Genomic DNA, 20,083 nt, shown 5'->3' on the forward strand with positions numbered 1-20,083 from the left:
TGATTTATATATATTTTTATGTCAGCATAGGTATAGTTTTCATTATAACGCTCAAATTAACAAAGATAAGAAGAAAATGTTTTTATATAGTTAATTTGGGAGGGTTTATATGAAAGTTCGTATATTGGCATACATATGTATATTTTCTTTATATGTCAGTTTAGGCTCTTATTCTGTTTTTGCACAAGATAACTTGCATGAAGAAATTCAAAAGCATGCAAAAAAGTATGAGATTGCACCTCAAAATGCGATGATTGATAAAATATGGAAGGCAACACCTGGATATAATGGAAGACAAGTGGATATTGAAGCATCGTATAATAATATGAAGAAGCTAAAGGAATTTGATCAAAAATATCTTGAATTCAAAGAAGTCTCACCGAGTGTTCATTTAGAAGATTTATCACCCGCTCCAATTTATAGAGGCCATCCAAATAAAAAAATGGTAGGATTAACAATAAATGTGGCATGGGGAAATGAGTATTTGCCTCGCATATTAGAGATATTGAAAAAGCATGATGTGAAGGCCACTTTCTTTTTAGAAGGACGTTGGGTGAAAGAAAATTTACGATTTGCAAAAATGATTGTCGATGCAAATCAAGAAGTCGGAAATCATTCTTATACGCACCCTAATATGAAAACGCTATCGTCTAATGAAATACGAGAGCAGTTACAAAAAACAAATCGAATGATAGAAGTAGTAACGAATCAAAAAGTAAGATGGTTTGCCCCGCCGAGTGGAAGTTTTCGAGATGAAGTCGTGAAAATCGCTGATGATTTCCAAATGGGAACGATTATGTGGACTGTCGATACAATCGATTGGAAGCGACCTGAGCCAGATGTACTATTGCAGAGAGTAATGAGAAAAATACACCCAGGTGCTATCGTATTAATGCATCCTACTTCGTCAACGGCAGAAGCATTAGATACAATGATTAAAAAATTGAAGGAACAAGGATATAAAGTGGGGAATATAACAGAATTACTGGATGAAAAACGTGTGGATTAAATACATTTGCATGACATTCATCCTTAAACTTGTTATCATTAAATAATAGCACTTATTTAGAGAAACTGGCAGTAGGAGGAAAGTTTTTGATTAAAAAATATACTTGTAAAAATGGTGTAAGAATAGTTATGGAGAATATACCAACTGTAAGATCGGTTGCGATTGGTATTTGGATCCATGCGGGATCAAGAAATGAAAATGAAAAAAATAACGGGATTTCTCACTTTTTAGAGCATATGTTCTTTAAAGGGACAGAAACACGTAGTGCACGAGAGATTGCAGAATCATTTGATAGCATTGGTGGTCAAGTGAATGCATTTACTTCAAAAGAATATACATGTTACTATGCAAAAGTATTAGATGAGCATGCTAAATATGCTTTAGATGTTTTAGCAGATATGTTCTTTAATTCAACATTTGATGAGGAAGAACTGAAAAAAGAGAAGAATGTCGTATGTGAAGAAATTAAAATGTACGAAGATGCTCCAGATGATATTGTGCATGATATGTTAACGAAAGCAACATATGAAACGCATCCACTTGGATATCCTATTTTAGGAACAGAAGAAACGCTTAATACGTTTACAGGTGATACGTTACGTCAATATATAAAAGATCATTACACACCTGAAAATGTAGTTGTATCAATCGCAGGAAATATTGATGAAGCATTTTTACAAACAGTGGAGCAATATTTCGGTAGTTATGAAGGAACAACAAACCGTGAACAAGTACATAGCCCAATTTTCCATTTCAATAAGGTAGCCCGTAAAAAAGAAACGGAACAAGCTCATTTATGTCTAGGATATAAAGGCTTACAAATGGGACACGAAGATATTTATAACTTAATTGTATTAAATAATGTTTTAGGCGGTAGCATGAGTAGCCGTTTATTCCAAGAAGTACGTGAGCAACGTGGATTAGCTTACTCAGTATTTTCTTACCACTCTTCTTATGAAGATACAGGCATGTTAACACTTTACGGTGGAACAGGTAGCCAACAATTAGATACATTGTATGAAACAATGCAAGAAACATTAGAGACATTGAAAAATACAGGTATTACAGAAAAAGAGCTTATGAATAGTAAAGAGCAATTAAAAGGAAACTTAATGTTAAGTTTAGAAAGTACAAATAGCCGTATGAGCCGTAACGGTAAAAATGAATTGCTTCTTCGTAAACATCGTTCACTTGATGAGATTATTGAAAGTGTAAACACTGTAACAAAAGAAAATGTGGACGGATTAATTCGCAATATGTTTACTGACGAGTTCTCTGCGGCACTTATTAGTCCAGACGGAAAACTTCCAAAAGGAATAAAACTATAATCAATTTTTACGATGTATAAAAAATAACCTTCTCTCTTTTTAAATGAGAGAAGGTTATTTTTTTTATACATATAGAATAGGTACTAATTATAGACAATGCAAATGAAAAATTCAGTAGGGGAGTGGAGTGTGTATGCGATTAAGTGAATTAAGTGGTAAAGAGGTTGTAGATATAGAAAAAGCGGAAAAAATGGGAGTCTTAGGTTATATGGATTTAGAGATTAATGAGAAAGACGGGCAAATACAAACACTTATAATACCTGTAGGTAAGTGGGGAGGTTTTAAAAAGGAACCACAAGAAGTAAGGGTGGCATGGAGTCAAATAAAGAAAGTCGGACACGATATGCTTCTTTGTGATAGTATAGATCGTTCAAATTCGGAGTGAAGGATGGCCATTTTGGTCATCTTTTTTTGTATCTACATAGAAACCTGATAAATCATATGTGCATTTGGATTTTCAATCACCATAAACTCGTACATTACATATGATGTGGAGGAAAAAGAAAAAGTAGGCACTTTTCTTATAAATGACAGAAAAAGAAGGTGAATTAGGGAATGTTGACTGAGATGCATATTGCTGTCATAGGAGGAGATGCAAGGCAGCTAGAAGTAATTCGTAAGCTAGTTGAATTGGATGCGAAACTTTCTTTGATAGGTTTTGATCAGTTAGATCATGGTTTCACAGGGGCAGCAAAAGAAAGTATACAAAATTTAGATTTCACTTCTGTAGACGCAATTATTTTGCCGGTTGCCGGTACAAATGCCAAAGGAGAAGTAGATACTATTTTTTCAAATGAAAAAGTTTCAATAACGAAAGAACAAATTGAAAATACACCAGAACACTTTACTATATATTCAGGTATTGGTACACCTTACTTGGAAAATCTCGTATCTACTACGAACCGAAAACTTGTTAAATTATTTGATCGTGATGATGTAGCAATATACAATTCTATTCCAACGGTAGAAGGTACATTAATGATGGTAATTCAACATACCGACTATACAATTCATGGGTCCAATGTAATGGTTCTAGGATTTGGTAGAACAGGAATGAGTGTTGCGAGAGCATTTCAATCATTAGGAGCCCATGTCAAAGTTGGAGCAAGACGATCTGAACATATTGCACGTATTACAGAAATGATGTTTTCTCCTTTTCATATGCAAGACATAGAGAAAGAAGTAGGAAATATCGATATTGTAATTAATACGATTCCGCACCTCGTTGTAACAGCGAATGTTATTGCAAAAATGCCAGCTCATACGTTAGTGATTGATTTAGCTTCTAAACCAGGCGGTACTGACTTTAGATATGCGGAAAAAAGAGGAGTCAAAGCATTGCTAGCACCTGGATTACCAGGTATTGTTGCCCCAAAAACGGCTGGGCAAATCTTAGCAAATGTTCTTTCTCAGTTATTAGCAGCAGATGCAATCGCAAAGGAGGAGGAAAAGAAATGAGTTTGAAGGGGAAACGAATTGGTTTCGGATTTACAGGTTCACATTGTACGTATGAGGAAGTTATGCCGCACTTAGAAAAATTAATTGCTGAAGGAGCAGAAGTACGTCCTGTTGTTTCATACACTGTTCAATCAACAAATACTAGATTTGGAGAAGGAGCAGAGTGGATTAAGAAGATTGAAGAAATAACAGGTTTTAAAGCAATTAATTCAATTGTTGGAGCAGAGCCACTTGGACCTAAAATTCCATTAGACTGCATGGTAATCGCTCCTTTAACAGGAAATTCTATGAGTAAATTTGCAAATGCAATGACAGATTCTCCAGTACTAATGGCAGCAAAAGCGACGCTAAGAAATGGCAAGCCTGTCGTATTGGCGGTTTCGACGAATGATGCTTTAGGGTTAAATGGGGTAAATCTCATGCGCCTAATGGCAACAAAAAACATCTACTTCGTCCCATTCGGTCAAGATGCGCCAGAGAAAAAACCGAACTCAATGGTAGCTCGTATGGAGTTACTGGAAGATACAGTATTAGAAGCGCTGCAAGGAAAGCAATTGCAACCGGTGGTCGTAGAAAAATTCAGATATATGAATTAAAAAACGAAAAAAAACGGACAATTTTTGATGAAACCATCATTCTTACTGTAGAATATGATAAAATTAACGTTATTAAGATTAGAAGGGGTATTGTATACTCCTTCTGATTCTAAGTTATAGAAGGATTGGTATCTAGAAAGGGGCATAGTGATGGAAAAGCAAAAAACTTTTCATGTCGCTGTAGTTGGAGCAACCGGCGCAGTTGGTGAACAAATGTTAAATACTTTAGAGAAACGAGAATTTCCAATCGGGAAATTAACGTTACTTTCATCTAAACGATCTGCAGGTAAGAAACTTGTATTTAAAGGCGAAGAATTTACAGTTCAAGAGGCAACTCCTGAAAGCTTTGAAGGAGTAGATATTGCACTATTTAGTGCTGGTGGATCTGTATCGAAACAATTAGCGCCAGAAGCAGCAAAACGCGGTGCGATTGTTGTTGATAATACAAGTGCATTCCGTATGACAGAAAACGTGCCACTTGTTGTACCTGAAGTAAATGAAAACGACTTAAAAGAACATAATGGTATTATTGCAAATCCAAACTGTTCTACAATTCAAATGGTAGTAGCTCTTGAGCCAGTTCGTCAGCAATATGGTTTAAAACGAGTAATCGTTTCCACATATCAAGCTGTATCAGGTGCTGGTGCGGCAGCTATTGAAGAACTGCATGAACAATCACAAGCAATCTTAAATGGCGAAGAAGTTAAGGCAAATGTTCTTCCTGTATCAGGTGATAAGAAGCATTTCCCAATTGCTTTTAATGCGATTCCACAGATTGATAAATTCCAAGATAATGGATTTACGTTTGAAGAAATGAAAATGATTAACGAAACGAAAAAAATTATGCATATGCCTGAATTAGAAGTAGCGGCAACATGTGTACGTTTACCAGTTGTATCAGGACACTCTGAGTCTGTTTACATCGAAGTAGAAAAAGAAGGCGTAACAGTAGCAGAATTAAAGAGCTTACTTGCAAATGCGGAAGGTATTGTTCTACAAGATAATCCAGAAGAGCAGTTATATCCAATGCCAGCTACTGCAGTAGGTAAAAACGAAGTATTCGTTGGAAGAATCCGTAAAGATTTAAATAACGATAAAGGATTCCATCTTTGGGTCGTATCTGATAACTTATTAAAAGGCGCTGCATGGAATTCTGTTCAAATTGCAGAGCGCTTAGTAAAATTACAATTAGTGTAAACGGCTAAGAGAAGGTGCAAAATATGAAAATAATTGTTCAAAAATTTGGTGGCACATCAGTACGTGATGACAATGGACGTAAGCATGCGCTTCATCATATAAAAAAATCATTAGCTGCTGGTTATAAAGTAGTTACTGTCGTATCTGCTATGGGCCGTAAAGGTGAACCATATGCAACGGATACGTTATTAAGTCTTGTAAATCAAGAGGAATCTACTATTTCTAAGCGTGAGCAAGATTTATTATTATCGTGTGGAGAGTTAATCTCTGCAATTGTTTTCTCTAATATGTTGAATGAGAACGGTATAAAAGCAGCAGCATTAAATGGTGCACAAGCTGGTTTTGTAACGAATGATGACTTTACGAATGCAAAGATTATTGAAATGAATTGCGATCGTATACATGAAGAGTTAGAAAATGTAGATGTAATCGTCGTTACAGGATTCCAGGGACAAACGAAAAAAGGTGATACGACAACACTTGGACGCGGAGGTAGTGATACTTCAGCTTCAGCATTAGGTGTTGCACTTCATGCTGAATACATCGATATATTCACTGATGTAGAAGGTGTTATGACTGCGGATCCTCGTATTGTAAAAGATGCACGTCATCTTCAAACTGTAACGTATAACGAAATTTGTAACATGGCTTATCAAGGTGCGAAAGTCGTTCATCCACGTGCAGTTGAAATTGCGATGCATGCAAAAGTGCCACTTCGTGTACGTTCTACGTATTCTGATAGTGAAGGTACGCTTATTTCAGCATATGACGGTGCTACAAGAGGTCGTGATGTAGAAGAACGTCCTGTTACAGGCATTGCCCACGTATCAAACGTAACGCAAATTAAAGTGCTTGCAAAAGAAACGGCATATGATTTGCAACAACATGTGTTTAAAGAGATGGCGAACGAAGGAATAAGTGTTGATTTAATTAATATTTCACCTACTGGCGTAGCATATACAGTGAGTGATAATGTATCAAGTCATGCAGTTAAATTATTACAGAACCTTGGATATGAGCCAATTGTGACAGAACATTGTGCGAAAGTATCTATCGTTGGGGCTGGAATGGCAGGATACCCAGGGGTTACTGCGAAAATCGTTACAGCTTTAGCGGAAAAAGGTATTCAAATCCTGCAATCGGCAGATAGTCATACAACAATTTGGGTTCTTGTAAAAGAAACTGATTTAGTGGAGGCTGTAAATGCATTACATAGTGCGTTTGAGCTTTCAAAAGAAAAGCAACTGGAACAATAAGGAGTGAGACCATGATAGATTTTGGGACAATTGCAACCGCGATGGTAACACCGTTTGATATAAACGGGAATATCGATTTTGCAAAGACAACGAAATTGGTAAATTATTTAATTGATAACGGTACAACAGCAATCGTGGTAGGAGGAACGACAGGAGAATCTCCTACATTAACTTCAGAAGAGAAAGTAGCGTTATATCGCCATGTCGTATCTGTTGTCGATAAAAGAGTGCCCGTAATCGCTGGAACAGGTAGCAATAATACGCATGCTTCTATTGACTTAACTAAAAAGGCAACAGAAGTTGGTGTGGATGCAGTAATGCTAGTAGCACCGTATTATAACAAACCGAGTCAAGAAGGAATGTATCAGCATTTTAAAGCAATTGCTGAAAGCACGCCGCTTCCGGTTATGCTATATAACGTTCCAGGACGATCTATTGTACAAATCTCCGTTGATACAGTTGTTCGTTTATCAGAAATAGAAAACATTGTTGCTATTAAAGATGCCGGCGGCGATGTGTTAACAATGACAGAAATCATTGAAAAAACAGCGGACGACTTTGCGGTATACAGCGGTGATGACGGTTTAACGTTACCAGCTATGGCAGTTGGAGCGAAAGGTATCGTTTCGGTAGCCTCTCATGTTATCGGAAACGAAATGCAAGAAATGATTACAGCATTTCAAGCAGGAGAATTTAAGAAGGCACAAAAATTACATCAATTACTTGTAAGAGTAACTGATTCATTATTTATGGCGCCAAGTCCAACTCCAGTAAAAACAGCGTTACAAATGGTTGGATTAGATGTAGGTTCTGTACGTTTACCACTTCTTCCATTAACAGAAGAAGAAAGAGTAACGTTACAATCTGTAATGCAATCTATCCCTCGTTAATAAAAAATGACCTAGTGTAGAACTAGGTCATTTTTTATTATATGCAAATCTTTTCCTCTTTTTCTTACTTATATGTGTTCTTATAAGAATATTAATCGCTTCTTCATTATGTGTATAAGAAAATAATCGTACCCCTTTAACTGAGTCAAAAAATGATAGATATTATGGCATAAACGTAATAAACTACGGTGTCTGTTTTTAGAGAAATCCCCTCAAATGTGACGTAATTCATAAAAAAACTCCATTTTGTAAGTGTTTTTGTTGGATTCTAGAAAAATAAATCTTGAAACTCCCTATTATGAAATGAATTTAGCGTATGTATGGCTAGTTCTTCAAAATAATATGGAGTATAAAATCGGAGTAAATATAAAGGAAATACGTTCGATACTTTTGTTGTCATTCCGTTCTTTTCCTCTTTCTTTCGCACGATTTAACTTGTGTTCTATTTCTTGTATCAGGTATAATATGGCTAAGTAGCTTAGTACGGGTATGCTTAGCAAAATTGGGAAAAATTATAATTTAATTAAATTTTCATATCATATCGAATAAGATATTTGATTTATATAATGAAAGAGAGGTGAAACCTGGTTTAAAAAATAAACAAGGACATGATATCGCATAACGGTAAGGACATTCGTCTTGGACGGTGAAAATATGGTGGTTGTAGAGTTTCCCCTGGTGTCTCTGCAATTTTAGTGAAATCAGTGTTTGCAAGATTTTTAAACCAGGCAACAACATGAAGAGAAAAGAGAATGAGTCTGTTAAAGTATTTGCTCTTGGTGGAGTAGGTGAAATCGGGAAAAACATGTACTGTGTTGAAATTGATTCTGAAATCTTTATCGTAGATGCAGGGTTAATGTTCCCGGGAGATGAAATGTTTGGAATTGATATCGTTATTCCTGATATTACATATTTAGTGGAAAATCAAGAGCGAGTAAAAGGTTTATTTATTACTCACGGTCATGAAGATCATATTGGTGGAATTGTGTATGTACTTCGTAAATTATCTATTCCAGTCTATGCAACGAAATTAACAGTAGGACTTATACAAGAAAAACTTGGTGAAGCGGGCATGTTAGGCCGTGTAGACCTAAAAACAATCGATTCAAATTCAACAGTAGAATTTAACACTACAACGGTGTCATTCTTCGGAACGACACATAGTATTCCGGATTCTGTTGGCGTTTGTTTCCATACATCAAAAGGTGCAGTCGTATATACGGGAGACTTTAAATTCGATCAAACTCCAATTGGAAATAGTGGAGCAGACCTTGGTAAAATGGCACAAATCGGAAATGAAGGCGTACTTTGCTTATTATCTGATAGTACAAACGCAGAGCGCCCAGGCTATACAGGTTCAGAAAAAGAAGTTGGTGTAGAAATCTCTAAAGTGTTCTACGGCGCAGAAGGTCGCATTATCGTTGCTTCATTTGCATCGAATGTACATCGTATTCAACAAGTATTTGATGCAGCTGCTGAAACAGGGCGAAAAGTAGCAGTAGTAGGACGTAGTATGGTGAAAGTAGTAGACATTGCAAGACGTCTTGGTTATTTAGATGTTCCAGAAGGTATGGTTATTTCATTACAAGAAGTAGACAACTTCCCAGAGAAAAAGGTAGCTATTTTAACGACAGGTAGTCAAGGTGAACCGATGGCTGCTCTATCTAGAATGGCAAAACAAGCGCATAAACAAATTTCAATTCGTAAAGGTGATACTGTTATCATTGCTGCTTCGCCAATTCCGGGTAATGAAATATCTGTATCAAAAATTATTGATTTGTTATTTAGAGCTGGAGCTGAAGTTGTTTATTACGGCGAACGAAAAGTTCACGTGTCAGGTCACGGTAGCCAAGAAGAATTAAAATTAATGTTAAATTTAATGAAACCAAAGTACTTTGTACCCGTACATGGTGAGTTCCGTATGCAAAAAGCACATGCATATTTAGCTGAAGATGTAGGTATTACAAGAGAAAATATCTTTATCGTAGAAAAAGGCGATGTAATTGCTTTTGGTGACGATGAAGCAAACTTAGTCGGTAAAGTACAAGCTGGTAATGTTTTAATTGATGGATTAGGTGTAGGTGACGTTGGTAATATCGTTCTTCGAGATAGAAAGATGTTATCTCAAGATGGAATACTAGTAGTTGTTGTAACGCTTGGTAAAGATGAAAAGAAAATTATCTCTGGCCCAGAAATCATTTCACGTGGTTTCGTATATGTTCGTGAATCAGAAGCGTTAATTGAACGATCTACAGAGATTGTACGTATGATTGTTGAGCAGTCAATTAAAGAATATTCAATTGAATGGTCAATGTTAAAACAAAATATTCGTGAATTATTAGGACAGTTCTTGTACGAAGAGACAAAGAGAAAACCTATGATTTTACCGATTATTATGGAAGTATAAAAAGATCACCCTTATGGGTGATCTTTTTTCTTTTTAACCCTATCGAATGAAATTTATAACTTAAGAAATAATAGTTATATACGAGTGAAAGGGGATGCGAAATGACAGAACGTGATCGATATACAAATGAAGAAAAAGAAGCTGAGCCAAAAGAAGCTGGAAAAGAGGCTTCAATAGTTGAAAAAATTCAACAGCTTGGACAGACAAATGTACCACAGATGAATGAATCACGTATTCATTGTTTAACGATTATCGGACAAGTGGAAGGTCATGTTCAATTACCACCGCAAAATAAAACAACAAAATATGAGCATATCATTCCGCAAATTGTTGCGATTGAACAAAATCCGAAAATTGAAGGTTTGCTTTTAATATTAAATACAGTTGGAGGTGACGTTGAAGCTGGGCTAGCAATTTCTGAAATGGTAGCTTCACTTTCAAAACCAACAGTATCTCTCGTTTTAGGTGGGGGACATTCCATCGGTGTACCGATTGCTGTTTCTACTGACTATTCGTTTATTGCGGAAACTGCGACGATGACAATTCATCCAATTCGTTTAACAGGTCTTGTCATAGGTGTGCCACAAACATTTGAGTATTTGGATAAGATGCAAGAAAGAGTCATTCGTTTTGTGACGAAGCACTCGAAAGTAACAGAAGATCGTTTTAAAGAGCTTATGTTTGCGAAAGGAAATTTAACGCGAGATATTGGGACGAATGTAATTGGTGGGGATGCAGTAAAGTACGGTCTTATAGATGATGTCGGCGGTATTGGAAATGCGATTCGAAAATTAAACGAATTAATAGATGTTCGTGCGGAAGATAGTACAGAAGGGACAATGCTACAATGATTTTATATACAATTATGCCAGAGCAATTTGTGTATCCGGTCGATTATTCACAATGTGAAAGTCAAAAAGTTGTAAATATAAATGGTGTGGAATTAATGGTTTCTGAAGAGGAACATGGATGTTATTCTATTGTACGTGTGCTAAGTACGGACCCACTTCACTATTTAGAGTTTGAGCCCGGTCAGAAAATAACCTTTTAGCAAAAAGAAGGATTTTGTTTAGAAGCTATGGTATAATATAAAAAACAAGACGGTTGAGCAGCCATGAGTAGGCTGCTTTCTTCTGTTTATTTAGCATTTTACAAGAAGTGTAAAAATAGAAGATATAAAGACCAGAAAAATAGAGAAAACAGACATATAAATAGAGCGTTTTGAAGGGAGCTTTACTTATATGTAGAACACGAGGTGAAGAAATGGCAAAACAAAAGCAAAGAGGGACGAAGGCAAAGGCAAGACGTACGATAAAGCCAACTTTGTATTATGAAATCGTCGGTTTAACTCTTTTTGCACTTTCAATCATTACGATTTTACAGCTAGGCGTTGTAGGGAAATCGTTTGTGTTATTTTTTCGCTTCTTCTTTGGTGAGTGGTACATAATTGGTGTGTTAGGTGTAATAGCTTTATCGGTTTCCTTTGTTATAAAACGCGGATGGCCGAACCTTTTAAATAAACGATTAATTGGATTTTATTTAATTGTATTGGCGATATTAATGTTTAGTCATATTACATTATTTAACCTTCTTACAAAAGATGGAGCAGTGCAAAATACTTCTGTTATTGTGAGTACGAAAGATAACTTCTTTCTTGAAATGAAAAAGGGGCCAGATAGCGTTCATTTAGGTGGTGGTATGTTTGGTGCGCTTATGTTCGCAACATGTTACTTCTTATTTGACGAAGTAGGAGCTTATATCATTGGTATTATTCTAGTTATTCTCGGTATACTTTGTATAACAAATAAGCATATTGGAGAAGTGTTAGCTCCAGTTGGTAGAATTCTTAGAAGTCAGTTTCAAGTGATGCAAGGGGATTATAAAGATTGGAGAGCCAAAAGAACGGCTGAACAAACAGAAAAGAAAAAAACAACAAGAAGCACAAGAAGCAAACGTGCTGCAGAACAAGAAGAAATTATTGAGCCGATGGAAGAAATCTCAATTGATCCTCCGATTATTTCGAATTTCACTGAGAATTATCCTGTAAATGAAGAAGAGGATAAACGAATCGAAGTAGAGCAAGAAGAGTTGATCACTTCACCGTTTATTGAAGAGACTCCGCCAATTGAAGAACCAAAGAAAAAGCGTGGAGAAAAAATTGTTGAATCGTTAGAGAGTGAAGCGCAAGCACCTCCTATGCAATTTTCAAATGTAGAAAATAAAGATTACAAGCTTCCTTCACTTGATATATTAAAATTTCCAAAGAATAAGCAAGTTACAAATGAAAATGCGGAAATTTATGAGAATGCTCGTAAATTAGAACGTACATTCCAAAGTTTCGGAGTGAAAGCGAAAGTAACAAAAGTCCATAGAGGTCCTGCAGTTACAAAATATGAAGTGTATCCTGATATGGGGGTAAAGGTAAGCAAAATTGTCAGTTTAAGTGATGATTTAGCCCTTGCTTTAGCTGCAAAGGACATTCGTATTGAAGCGCCAATTCCCGGGAAATCAGCTGTAGGGATCGAAGTTCCAAACTCAGAAGTTTCGATGGTAACGCTGAGGGAAGTTCTTGACTCTAAGGCTAATAATCATCCGGAAGAGAAGTTGTTAATTGGTCTTGGCCGAGATATTACAGGTGAAGCTGTATTAGCCCGGCTAAATAAAATGCCTCATTTACTCGTAGCTGGTGCGACAGGTAGCGGGAAAAGTGTATGTATTAACGGTATTATTGTTAGTATTTTAATGCGTGCAAAACCACATGAAGTAAAATTAATGATGATTGACCCGAAAATGGTAGAGTTAAATGTATATAACGGTGTGCCTCATTTGTTAACACCAGTTGTAACTGATCCGAAAAAAGCATCGCAAGCATTGAAAAAAGTTGTGAGTGAAATGGAACGTCGTTATGAATTGTTTGCTCATAGTGGTACACGTAACATTGAAGGATACAATGATTATATAAAAGAGCATAATAGTCAATCAGAAGCGAAACAACCCGAATTACCTTATATTGTAGTAATTGTGGACGAGTTAGCAGATTTAATGATGGTTGCTTCGTCTGATGTAGAGGATGCGATTATGCGTCTAGCGCAAATGGCTCGTGCTGCTGGTATTCATTTAATTATTGCAACGCAACGTCCGTCAGTTGACGTTATTACGGGTGTTATTAAAGCAAATATTCCATCACGTATTGCATTCGCTGTATCTTCTCAAACAGATTCTCGTACAATTCTTGACGGTGGTGGTGCAGAGAAGCTACTAGGTCGTGGAGACATGCTGTTTATACCAATTGGTGCATCGAAACCTGTACGTGTACAAGGCGCATTTTTATCAGATGATGAAGTTGAGAGAGTTGTAGAATATGTTATTGGACAGCAAAAAGCACAATATCAAGAAGATATGATTCCGCAAGATGTTCCTGATACGAAGCAGGAAGTAGAAGATGAATTATATGATGAAGCGGTTCAACTTGTAGTGGAAATGCAAACAGCATCTGTTTCTATGTTACAACGTAGGTTTAGAGTAGGTTATACGCGAGCTGCTCGCCTAATTGATGCAATGGAAATGAATGGTGTAGTAGGTCCGTATGAAGGGAGTAAACCGAGAGAAGTACTCATTAATGATGTACAAGAAAAAAGTTCTTAAAAAAAGCCTAATTGTTTTTACAATTAGGCTTTTTTATATAGTGTTTTTGTTATATACTATACTCAGCGATAAAGAAAGGGCTTACATTTAGGGGTGCCCTTTAGAATGCGAATACTTTGAGTATGTTTTATGTAAATGTTCGATATTTAATGCAGAAAAATGTTAGATTTTGTTGACACGTATGAGAGCAAGTGGTAAGATTACTTCGAAAAGAATCACTGCCTCATATAATCTTGGAGATAAGGTCCATAAGTTTCTACCTGGCAACCATGAATTGCTAGACTATGAGGGGAAAAGTGTGTAACAAAGGATGTAAAGGATCTTTGTGCCGAACTTTTTCTCGAAATGAGGAATGTTTATGGTGCAAAGTTTTTTTTATGCAATAAAGAGTGAAAATTTTATTTTAAAAAATTATTATTATTTATTCGACAATTACACTTATTTTGGTGTTTAGTCATTTGTACTATGTTGTAAGTTGAAAAAAGAGAAAAGAAGTCTTACATCAGAGGTCGAATAATTGAAATGCGGGGGAGTCTTATGTCAGTAAAATCTGATAGTCGTCACCTATATCTACGGGTGATTGATCACATCAAAGAAAAAATTAAAGATGGCGCTTATAAAGAACGACAAAAGTTACCATCAGAGTTTGATTTAGCGAAAGAACTTGGCGTAAGTAGAGCGACTTTAAGGGAAGCGTTGCGTATTTTAGAAGAAGAAAATGTTGTCATTCGTAGACATGGTGTAGGGACATTTGTAAATGCAAAGCCATTATTTTCTTCTGGAATAGAACAACTTTCTAGTATTACAGATATGATTTCTAGTGTGGGGAAAACACCAGGAACAATCTTTTTATCATCATCTACTACAACTTTAACAGAAGAGGAAAAAGAGAAGTTTAATAGTGAAGATGGTTTTAATGCAGTGATGATTGAACGCGTGCGTACAGCAGATGGGGAACCTGTTGTGTATTGTATCGATAAACTTGCAAAAGAAATATTGCCAGACTTATCGGGTTACAATGAGGAATCATTATTAACGGTGATACATAATAACACGCATAAGCGCATAACATATGCGGTTGCTCACATTGAGCCAATTGGCTATCACCCTAAAATCTCACCAATTTTAGAATGTGAGCCTGAAACAGCACTGCTTGTATTAAAACAAATGCACTATGATCAAAATGATGAGCCAATCTTATATTCTATCAATTACTTTAGAGCTGATAAATTTAGCTTCCACGTATTAAGAAAGCGTATGTAGGTAAATTCCTTTTTAGGGAGGTGACAGCAAGAAGTAAGGAACAGCAGCGTAAGAATAAATAAATATATATCATTTTTGGAGGGGTTTCTAGTATGAAGAAAAAAGCAGGCCTTTTATTATCATTAACTTTAGCAGCAAGTACAGTTTTAGGTGCATGTGGTAACTCGGATAAGGCGAGCAGTGACAAGAAAGACACGAAAGACAATAAAGACTTCAAGGTTGGTCTCGTAACGGATGTTGGGGGCGTTGATGATAAGTCATTTAACCAATCTTCTTGGGAAGGGTTACAAAAGTTTGGTAAAGATAATGGTTTAAAAGAAAAGACAAATTATCGTTACCTTCAGTCTGAAAAAGAAGCTGATTATATTCCGAATTTAAAAAAATTCTCAAAAGATAAATATGATTTAACATTCGGAATTGGTTATAAATTAGAAGGTGCAATTAAAGAAGTAGCAAAAGAATCTTCAAAACAACAATTTGCAATCGTAGATACTGTTGTAGATGCACCGAACGTAACGAGTATTACGTTTAAAGATCATGAAGGATCATTCCTTGTAGGTGCGGTAGCAGCTATGTCAACAAAATCGAATAAAGTAGGATTTGTTGGTGGAATGAAAAGTGATTTAATTAGTAAATTTGAAAATGGATTTAAAGCTGGTGCAAAGGCAGTAAATCCAAACATTGAAATCGTATCTGAATATGCAGAAGCATTCGATAAGCCTGAAAAAGGTACAGTTCTTGCTTCAGCAATGTATGGTCAAGGCGTAGACGTAATTTATCATGCTGCTGGTGGTACAGGTAACGGTGTGTTCACAGAAGCGAAAAACCGTAAGAAAAAAGGTGAAAATGTTTGGGTAATCGGTGTTGACCGTGACCAACATCAAGAAGGTATGCCTGAAAATGTAACATTAACTTCAATGATTAAACGTGTTGATGTAGCAGTAGAAAAAGTAGCTAAAGAAGCAAAAGATGGGAATTTAAAAGGCGGGAAAATTGAAGAGTTTGGCTTAAAAGATGACGGTATTGGTATTTCAAAAACAACTGATAACGTGAAAAAAGTTAACCCTGAAATTTTAACAAAAGTAGAAGAGCTTGAAAAGAAAATTACAGCCGGTGAAATTAAAGTGCCAGCTACAGATAAAGAGTATAAAGAATATGAAGCTTCTCTAAAAAAATAAATAGAGAAATAGCAAAGGTTAGTTCATAGAACTAACCTTTGTATGTATAAAACTTCCGAATTGCTTAATAAGTTAATAGTGTAATAGGGAATGTTCCCTGTTAAAAGGAGGAACACAATGGAATACGTAATTGAGATGAATAACATTACGAAAGTATTCCCAGGCATTGTAGCGAATGATGATATTACGCTGCAAGTAAAGCAGGGTGAGATACATGCTTTACTTGGAGAAAATGGTGCAGGGAAATCCACATTGATGAATGTACTATTTGGTTTGTACCAACCAGAGCAGGGTGAAATTAAAATTAAAGGTAAACCTGTAAAAATCACAAATCCGAATATAGCAAATGACCTTGGTATTGGAATGGTCCATCAACACTTTATGCTTGTTCATAATTTTACAGTTACAGAGAATATTATTCTCGGAAATGAACCGAAGAAAAAAGGGAAAATTGCTGTTGAGGAAGCTGCTAAAGAAATTCAAAAACTGTCTGAACAATACGGTTTATCTGTAGATCCATATGCGAAAATACAGGATATTTCAGTTGGTATGCAGCAGCGTGTTGAGATTTTGAAAACTCTTTACCGCGGTGCAGAAATTTTAATATTTGATGAACCAACAGCTGTGTTAACACCGCAAGAAATTCATGAGCTAATTCAAATTATGAAAAAGCTTGTGCAAGAAGGAAAATCTATTGTTCTTATTACACATAAGTTGAAAGAAATTATGGAAGTTTGCGATCGTTGTACGATTATTCGTAAAGGAAAAGGGATTGGAACGGTTGACGTTGCAAATACGGATGAAAATAAACTTGCAGAATTAATGGTCGGACGTCAAGTGAATTTTAAAACAGAAAAAATAGACGCGAAGCCAAAAGAAGAGGTACTTTCAATTGCAAACCTTGTTGTTCACGATGCACGTCAACTACCTGCTGTAAAAGGCCTTGACTTAACTGTTCGTGCGGGGGAAATTGTTGGGATTGCAGGGATTGATGGAAACGGACAAAGTGAATTAATAGAAGCAATTACTGGTTTACGAAAAGTTGAGTCAGGTTCTATTGCAATTAAAGGAAAAGAAATAACAAATTGGCCTGTTAGAAGAATAACAGAAGAAGGAATTGGTCATATTCCAGAAGATCGTCATAAACACGGACTCGTTCTTGATTTTTCTGTTAGAGATAATATAGTTCTGCAAACGTATTATAAAAATCCATTTTCAAAGAAAGGGATTTTAAATTTCAGCAAAATTACAGAAAAAGCAAAGGCTCTTATTGAACAGTTTGATGTGCGTACACCTGGTGAGCAAACGTTAGCACGCGCTCTATCTGGGGGGAATCAACAAAAAGCAATTATTGCACGTGAAGTAGACCGAAATCCAGATTTATTAATTGCGGCACAGCCAACACGTGGTTTAGATGTAGGAGCAATTGAATTTATTCATAAGAGATTAATAGAGCAAAGGGATAAAGGAAAAGGTGTATTACTTTTATCATTAGAGTTAGATGAAATCTTAAATGTTAGCGATCGAATTGCTGTTATTTATGAAGGGGAAATTGTAGCAATAGTTGATGCGAAAGAAACGAATGAACAACAGCTGGGATTGTTAATGGCTGGAGGAACAAAGAAGGAGCAGGTGGGTACAAATGGCTAAAAAGCTTTTAACAGAACGAACGATAAATATTTTAGTCCCAGTACTATCCGTTATTTTCGGCTTACTTGTAGGAGCGATTGTAATGCTAGTTAGTGGCTATGATCCAATTGTTGGTTATAGTGCACTTTGGACAGGAATGTTCGGCAGCGCAAGTGCGATTGGTGAAACGCTTCGTACAATGATACCGCTTATTCTTGCTGGCTTATCGGTGGCATTTGCATTTCGTACAGGTTTATTTAATATCGGGGTAGAGGGTCAATTGTTAGTTGGTTGGCTTGCAGCGGTTTGGTTCGGTTATGCAGTCTCACTACCAGCTTTCCTTCATATTCCATTATCTATTTTATTTGCAGCATTGGTAGGCGGAATTTGGGGCTTCATTCCGGGATACTTAAAAGGGAAGTTTCAAGTGAATGAAGTTATTGTAACTATTATGATGAACTATATCGCGTTGTATGTAACGTATGACATTATTAAGCGTTTCTTACATGCGGGTAATGACAAAACGTATGATATTAAAGAGAGTGCTTCACTATCTTCAGACTGGCTTGCTTCTATTACTGATGGTTCACGTCTACACTGGGGAATTATTGTAGCAATTTTAATCGCTATTTTAATGTGGTTCTTATTAGATCGAACAACTTTAGGTTACGAATTAAAGTCAGTAGGATTTAATCAGCATGCTTCTCAATATGCAGGTATGAAAGTTTCTCGTAATGTAGTATTCTCCATGACAATTGCTGGTGCATTTGCGGGGATTGGTGGAGCGATGGAAGGATTAGGGACATTCCAGAGTATGACAGCGATGTCTTCGTTTACAGGAGTAGGATTTGATGGGATTGCCGTAGCATTACTTGGAGGGAATAATCCGTTTGGTATAATCCTTTCAGCTTTATTATTTGGTGGTTTGAAAAGTGCTTCCCCTCAAATGAACTTTGAGGCAGATGTACCGTCAGAGCTTATTAATGTAATTATTGCATGTATCATCTTCTTTGTTGCATGTAGTTATGTGTTAAGATGGGCGCTTACACGCATGAGCAAGGAGGGGAAATAAATGAGCTTTTTAGATATATTAGCCATTCTTGTGACGGGTACGTTATATACATCGGCACCTATCATTTTCACAGCACTAGGTGGTGTATTTAGTGAACGATCGGGTGTTGTAAATATCGGATTAGAAGGACTAATGCTATTTGGTGCATTTATTGGAGTCGTTACAAACTTATTAATGGGTGATACTTGGGGAACGATGACTCCGTGGATTGCGTTACTATTTGCGGCAATTGGTAGTGGGTTATTTGCATTACTTCATGCGGTAGCTTCTATTACATTCCGAGCAGATCAAGTTGTAAGTGGTGTAGCCATTAACTTCTTATCTCTTGGTTTAACAGTATTTGCAATTAAGAAGATTTTTGATAAAGGGCAGACTGACTTTATTCAGTATCGTATTGAAAAGATTGATATTCCAGGCCTTTCGGATATTCCGGTTTTAGGGAAAATATTTTTCTCGAACGTACCAATAACGTCATATATTGCCATTATTTTAGCATTCGTTGTTTGGTATGTTATTTATAAAACACCGTTCGGTCTTCGTCTACGTGCTGTTGGTGAACACCCAATGGCAGCGGATACGATGGGGATTAACGTATATAAAATGCGCTATATTGGAGTCTGTATTTCAGGAGTGTTTGCTGGAATTGGTGGAGCGATTTTTGCAATGTCAATTTCTAATAACTTCTCAGGGGCAACTATTACAGGACAAGGTTTCTTAGCTTTAGCTGCTATGATTTTTGGAAAGTGGAATCCACTAGGCGCACTAGGTGCAGCTCTATTCTTTGGTTTTGCGCAATCTCTAAGTGTAACGGGCGGAACAATCCCTGTATTAGATCAAATTCCAAGTGTTTTATTAACGATATTACCATATATATTCACAATATTAGCGCTTGTCGGTTTTGTAGGTCGTTCTGAAGCTCCGAAAGCTTTAGGAACTCCTTATGAAAAAGGAAAACGATAAGTATTTTATAAGTATAAAAAAGCTCGCACATTAGTGTGGGCTTTTTTACATAGAATATATTTAATACGGAATTTTACTATGTTCCTTACATATTAAAGTTTTTAGAAAGAATCATATGTAAGCATAATAAGGGAGAAAAGTTGATTTTTTATTTCTAAAAACTGTATATTGAAGAGGAATATTCCTATATACGTA

The 20,083-nt window shown here is 36.2% G+C and carries 17 protein-coding genes and 1 riboswitch; all 17 genes read left to right on the forward strand.

Features of this window, described 5'->3' with window-relative positions:
- Positions 1-109: 109 nt before the first annotated feature.
- Complete coding sequence (locus MR112_RS08730) at positions 110-1,009, forward strand: polysaccharide deacetylase family protein (RefSeq protein WP_211477793.1); 900 nt, start codon at positions 110-112, stop codon at positions 1,007-1,009.
- An 86-nt stretch (positions 1,010-1,095) separates the two neighbouring features.
- Positions 1,096-2,337 (forward strand): M16 family metallopeptidase, encoded by a 1,242-nt coding sequence (locus MR112_RS08735; protein WP_000592996.1) that lies wholly within the window; start codon positions 1,096-1,098, stop codon positions 2,335-2,337.
- A 133-nt stretch (positions 2,338-2,470) separates the two neighbouring features.
- Positions 2,471-2,722, forward strand: coding sequence for a YlmC/YmxH family sporulation protein (locus tag MR112_RS08740; protein ID WP_001239759.1), 252 nt, complete (start codon positions 2,471-2,473; stop codon positions 2,720-2,722).
- 170 nt (positions 2,723-2,892) lie between these two features.
- Entirely contained in the window at positions 2,893-3,795 is a 903-nt protein-coding gene (dpaA, locus tag MR112_RS08745) for a dipicolinic acid synthetase subunit A (RefSeq protein WP_000954735.1), read from the forward strand.
- The gene (gene dpaB, locus MR112_RS08750) at positions 3,792-4,391 is read left to right on the forward strand and encodes a dipicolinate synthase subunit B (protein WP_000053596.1); all 600 of its coding nucleotides are present in this window, start codon (positions 3,792-3,794) and stop codon (positions 4,389-4,391) included. The genes dpaA and dpaB overlap by 4 nt, the downstream gene beginning before the upstream one ends.
- 150 nt (positions 4,392-4,541) lie before the next feature.
- Complete coding sequence (gene asd / locus MR112_RS08755) at positions 4,542-5,588, forward strand: aspartate-semialdehyde dehydrogenase (protein ID WP_000414846.1); 1,047 nt, start codon at positions 4,542-4,544, stop codon at positions 5,586-5,588.
- 23 nt (positions 5,589-5,611) lie between these two features.
- Complete coding sequence (gene dapG / locus MR112_RS08760) at positions 5,612-6,844, forward strand: aspartate kinase (protein ID WP_000692451.1); 1,233 nt, start codon at positions 5,612-5,614, stop codon at positions 6,842-6,844.
- A gap of 11 nt (positions 6,845-6,855) precedes the next feature.
- Positions 6,856-7,734: a 4-hydroxy-tetrahydrodipicolinate synthase gene (gene dapA / locus MR112_RS08765; RefSeq protein ID WP_000564763.1), complete on the forward strand. Its 879-nt coding sequence runs from the start codon at positions 6,856-6,858 to the stop codon at positions 7,732-7,734.
- Positions 7,735-8,470: 736 nt separating this feature from the next.
- Positions 8,471-10,141 (forward strand): ribonuclease J, encoded by a 1,671-nt coding sequence (locus tag MR112_RS08770; protein ID WP_000823096.1) that lies wholly within the window; start codon positions 8,471-8,473, stop codon positions 10,139-10,141.
- Positions 10,142-10,242: 101 nt separating this feature from the next.
- On the forward strand, positions 10,243-10,992 hold the full coding sequence (tepA, locus tag MR112_RS08775; protein WP_000139806.1) for a translocation-enhancing protein TepA: 750 nt from the start codon (positions 10,243-10,245) through the stop codon (positions 10,990-10,992).
- On the forward strand, positions 10,989-11,192 hold the full coding sequence (locus tag MR112_RS08780; protein WP_211477792.1) for a YlzJ-like family protein: 204 nt from the start codon (positions 10,989-10,991) through the stop codon (positions 11,190-11,192). The genes tepA and MR112_RS08780 overlap by 4 nt, the downstream gene beginning before the upstream one ends.
- A 212-nt stretch (positions 11,193-11,404) precedes the next feature.
- Entirely contained in the window at positions 11,405-13,786 is a 2,382-nt protein-coding gene (locus MR112_RS08785) for a DNA translocase FtsK (RefSeq protein ID WP_001118782.1), read from the forward strand.
- Positions 13,787-13,989: 203 nt separating this feature from the next.
- Positions 13,990-14,091: riboswitch (purine riboswitch) on the forward strand.
- Positions 14,092-14,323: 232 nt separating this feature from the next.
- On the forward strand, positions 14,324-15,049 hold the full coding sequence (locus MR112_RS08790; protein WP_000114182.1) for a GntR family transcriptional regulator: 726 nt from the start codon (positions 14,324-14,326) through the stop codon (positions 15,047-15,049).
- A 92-nt stretch (positions 15,050-15,141) separates the two neighbouring features.
- Complete coding sequence (locus MR112_RS08795; protein ID WP_000725771.1) at positions 15,142-16,227, forward strand: BMP family lipoprotein; 1,086 nt, start codon at positions 15,142-15,144, stop codon at positions 16,225-16,227.
- A gap of 117 nt (positions 16,228-16,344) precedes the next feature.
- Entirely contained in the window at positions 16,345-17,877 is a 1,533-nt protein-coding gene (locus MR112_RS08800; protein WP_000456913.1) for an ABC transporter ATP-binding protein, read from the forward strand.
- Positions 17,870-18,928, forward strand: a complete 1,059-nt coding sequence (locus MR112_RS08805) for an ABC transporter permease (protein WP_001085254.1) — start codon at positions 17,870-17,872, stop codon at positions 18,926-18,928. Before MR112_RS08800 ends, MR112_RS08805 begins: the two co-directional genes overlap by 8 nt.
- The gene (locus tag MR112_RS08810) at positions 18,929-19,888 is read left to right on the forward strand and encodes an ABC transporter permease (RefSeq protein ID WP_000008856.1); all 960 of its coding nucleotides are present in this window, start codon (positions 18,929-18,931) and stop codon (positions 19,886-19,888) included.
- Positions 19,889-20,083: the final 195 nt, after the last annotated feature.

Source organism: Bacillus cereus group sp. BfR-BA-01330 (assembly GCF_022663885.1).
Taxonomy (GTDB): Bacteria; Bacillota; Bacilli; order Bacillales; family Bacillaceae_G; genus Bacillus_A; species Bacillus_A cereus.